At 48.7% G+C, this 4,204-nt stretch carries 3 protein-coding genes; all 3 read left to right on the forward strand.

Going from position 1 to position 4,204, the window contains the following annotated elements; genetic code table 11:
* Nucleotides 1-9: 9 nt before the first annotated feature.
* On the forward strand, nucleotides 10-633 hold the full coding sequence (locus tag B5F71_RS18895) for an HU family DNA-binding protein (protein ID WP_241148660.1): 624 nt from the start codon (nucleotides 10-12) through the stop codon (nucleotides 631-633).
* 125 nt (nucleotides 634-758) lie between these two features.
* Nucleotides 759-2,501 carry a glutamine--tRNA ligase/YqeY domain fusion protein gene (locus B5F71_RS18900; protein ID WP_087213422.1) on the forward strand — a complete coding sequence of 581 codons (1,743 nt, stop codon included), beginning with the start codon at nucleotides 759-761 and terminating at the stop codon, nucleotides 2,499-2,501.
* Nucleotides 2,502-2,634: 133 nt separating this feature from the next.
* The gene (locus B5F71_RS18905) at nucleotides 2,635-4,098 is read left to right on the forward strand and encodes a tetratricopeptide repeat protein (RefSeq protein ID WP_022041198.1); all 1,464 of its coding nucleotides are present in this window, start codon (nucleotides 2,635-2,637) and stop codon (nucleotides 4,096-4,098) included.
* Nucleotides 4,099-4,204: the final 106 nt, after the last annotated feature.

The following is a 4,204-nucleotide window of genomic DNA, read 5'->3' on the forward strand; positions in this document are numbered from 1 at the left end:
TAAACCTTAATGTATCATATTATCATGGATGCTCTTTATGATTTCTTGCCTGTGCCTTCTGCCAATGCGGAAGACACCACACCACGCCTTTACCCTAAAATCGTGTCGAGAGGGACGGTTACGTTCGAGAAGCTGACCGAACAAATCGCCAACCATTCGGGACTGACCAAGGGGACCATCCTTGCCGTGATGGACGAAATAGAATATTGGACCGCACAATACTTGTCGGACGGATACCGGGTGCAGATAGGGAACATCGGCACGGCTTCGATCTCGCTCAAAGCCAATACGGAGGTGTACGACCCCTCGGATGTGCATGCCCAGTCTATCCGGTTCGCCAAAGTAAGGCTCACGGCTTCGAAGAAATTCACCAAGCAATGCCAGGGAAACGTGCTCCGCGCGCCTTCCGGAAAGAAAATCTTACGGAATCCCAAGGTGCATTCGGAAGAAGAAAGGCTGCAGCTCCTCCAGTCGTATTTGGAAAGCCACGCCTATATCACCCTGAAAGCATACGGCGAACTGGCAGGACTGCCCAAGACCACCGCCTGGCGCGACCTGAACAAGTGGACGGAAGCACACCTTATCGGCATCGAAGGACGCGCGCCGCACCGGGTGTATGTGAAGCTTCCGTAAGACCTGAGCTGCCCCTACCGTCCCGTGCACCATAGAAGCATCACGCATTTTATTCTTTACATTTTTCTATTTAGAAAAAGAATCACTATTTTTGCAACCGATAAGTGTAAAAACAAGAAAGCGCTATGACTGAAATGAATGCAACGGAAAGTTCAGAAAAGAAAAGCCTGAACTTCATCGAACAAATTGTGGAGAAAGACTTGAAAGAAGGCAAGAACGGGGGAAAAGTACAGACCCGGTTCCCGCCCGAACCGAACGGATACTTACACATCGGCCATGCCAAAGCCATCTGCATGGACTTCGGCATCGCCAAGAAATACGGAGGCGTATGCAACCTGCGCTTCGACGATACCAACCCCACGAAGGAAGACGTGGAATACGTAGAATCTATCAAGGAAGACATCCAGTGGCTGGGATTCCAATGGGGAAATGAATATTATGCGTCCGATTACTTCCAGCAATTGTGGGACTTCGCCATCCGCCTCATCAAGGAAGGAAAGGCGTATGTGGACGAACAGACCTCGGAAGAGATAGCGGCTCAAAAAGGTACGCCGACCCAGCCGGGAACGGAAAGCCCGTACCGCAACCGCCCCGTGGAAGAAAGCCTCGACCTGTTCCAGAAGATGAACGCCGGCGAGATAGAGGAAGGCAAGATGGTGCTCCGTGCCAAGATTGACATGGCAAGCCCGAACATGCACTTCCGCGACCCGATTATCTACCGTGTGGTGAAGACCCCGCACCACCGCACAGGTGATACATGGAAGGCATACCCGATGTATGACTTCGCCCACGGGCAAAGCGATTATTTCGAAGGGGTGACCCACTCGCTCTGCACGCTGGAGTTTGTGCCCCACCGCCCCTTGTACGATTTGTTTGTAGACTGGGTGAAAGAAGGCAAGGACCTAGACGATAACCGCCCGCACCAGTACGAGTTCAACAAGTTGAACCTGAGTTACATCTTGCTGAGCAAGCGCAACCTCTTGATTCTGGTGAAAGAAGGACTGGTAAACGGATGGGACGATCCCCGTATGCCGACCCTGTGCGGATTCCGCCGGAGAGGCTATTCGCCCGAATCCATCCATAAATTCGTGGACAAGATAGGATATACCACCTACGATGCGCTGAACGATTTCGCCCTGCTGGAAAGCGCGGTACGCGAAGACCTCAATGCCCGTTCCACCCGTGTGTCGGCAGTGCTGAATCCGGTGAAGCTCATCCTGACCAACTATCCCGAAGGACAGGTGGAGGAAATGGAAGCCATCAACAATCCCGAAGACCCGAACTCGCCTACCCATACCATCGAGTTCAGCCGCGAACTCTGGATAGAGCGTGAAGACTTTATGGAGAACGCGCCGAAAAAATACTTCCGCATGACGCCGGGACAGGAAGTGCGCCTGAAGAACGCGTACATCGTGAAATGTACCGGATGCAAGAAAGACGAAGACGGAAATGTCATCGAGGTATATGCCGAATACGACCCGCATACCAAGAGCGGCATGCCCGAAGCCAACCGCAAGGTGAAAGGCACCCTGCACTGGGTGAGTTGCAACCATTGCCTGAAAGCGGAAGTGCGCCTGTACGACCGCTTATGGAAGGTGGAGAACCCGCGCGACGCTATGGCGGCTATCCGCGAAGAAAAGAACTGCTCGGCACTGGAAGCCATGAAAGAGATGATCAATCCCGACTCGCTGAATATACTGCAAGAATGCTACGTAGAGAAATTCCTCGCCGACAGCAAGCCGCTCGATTACCTCCAGTTCCAGCGTATCGGCTATTTCACACCCGACAAAGATTCAACTCCAGAGCATCTGGTGTTCAACCGCACTGTATCGCTCAAGGATACCTGGAGCAAAATCAGCCGGAAATGACCAATATATAAGTGCTCTTTATCCACAAATGCCATAAAAAGACAAGTATCTTGCATCCCCGATGCACTTGTCGGGCATTTGTGTACCAGGAGCACTTGTTTACCCTGCTAATTCATAAACAAAAGACTAATCCATGAAAGAAGATCCATCCTCTATTTTTAACCAACCGGACTTCAAGGAAACCCTTGCCAAATACGAAAACATGGTACGCGAAGGCACACGCACCTATTTCGACGCCGATGACCTGACACTCATTGCCGAATATTATGCCAGCAAAGGAAATCCATACGCCTCGGACAAAGCCATCGACTATGCCTTGTCCCTCTATCCCGAAAATCAGGACGTGCTTGTCTTCAAATGCCACTCCCTGCTTAGCGGCCGGAATACAGACGAAGCGGATCTGCTGATTCATAACCTCCCCTATCAAAACGATTACGATACCCAGCTGCTCTATGCCGAACTATACCTGCAAAAAAACGACATGAGCCAGACACAGGCAACACTGAACAAACTCTATGAAGATTATCCGCACATCGACACTATACTCGATATCGCACAGCTGTACACCGATTATCAGCAAAAAAAATATGCTTACCCATGGATACAAAAAGCCTTGAATGAAAATCCGGATAATCTGGAAGCCCTGGAACTTATGGGACTGTACCAGTTTGAAATCCAACACTACGACCAGGCCCTCCAATGCTTCAACGCCATTCTGGACGAAGAACCCTATGACGTGAACAGCTGGCAAAACCTTGCCCGCTGCTATGCCCAGACCAAGGAATATGACAAGATGTTCGAAGCCATTGATTTTGCCATGGTAGCAGACGAGACAAACCTTACCACCTGGAAACTGAAAGTCGATTGCCATTTGATGCTGGAACAACTGCACGAAGCAATTCCCTGCCTTGAATACATCGAAAAGCACGTCCGGGAAAAAGAACCGATATGGTACATACTGGCATCCATTTATTTCGACTTGCTGGACTATGACAAGATGAAACAATATACCCAACTTATTCTTGACCACCGCATTACAGCAAGCGAAATTGTAGACATGGCAGAAATCTGCTACAAACACGCGTTAGCATGCTTGCGCACCAAAGAAATAACAGCATGTTACGAAACCATTGAATTGGGATTGCAATACAACGACAAATACCATCAGTTCTACCTGCTGAAAGGAGAATTATCCCTACTCTACAACGACACAAGCTCTGCCAAGAAATCTTTTAAAAAGGCCGAAGCCTACAGCTACAACATCCAGGATACATGGTTTGATATCGGTGTTATCTACTTTCAGGCATTTCACTTTAAAGAAGCCCTGGAAGCATTCAAAAAGATAGAAAAACACGATTATCAGGACTCGTTTAAAATAAGCTATCTTATCTCATATTGCTATTACCGTCTTGGAAAAATAGAAAAAGCACTCCACTATATGATACGGGGAGCTGTCTTTACCTCCAAACAACAGCTCACAGAGAGGCTCAAGACCATGCAAGAGCTGGACACTAATTTTTCTGAAATGGCATGGCACATTTACGAACTGATTCAAAACAAGGAATTAGATCCTTCTCCTTACTTGGGCGAATTATAAGAAGCTGTTTTGAATTTCTCCAAAAAGTTTTTCTTGGCTTGATGTATCCGTTTTCGTGTGTGCTTTGGGCGATTTTTTGGTCTTTTTCGCTCCTGTTCTTCGTCAG

The sequence above is a fragment of the Bacteroides sp. An269 genome (assembly GCF_002159755.1).
Lineage (GTDB): Bacteria > Bacteroidota > Bacteroidia > Bacteroidales > Bacteroidaceae > Phocaeicola > Phocaeicola intestinalis.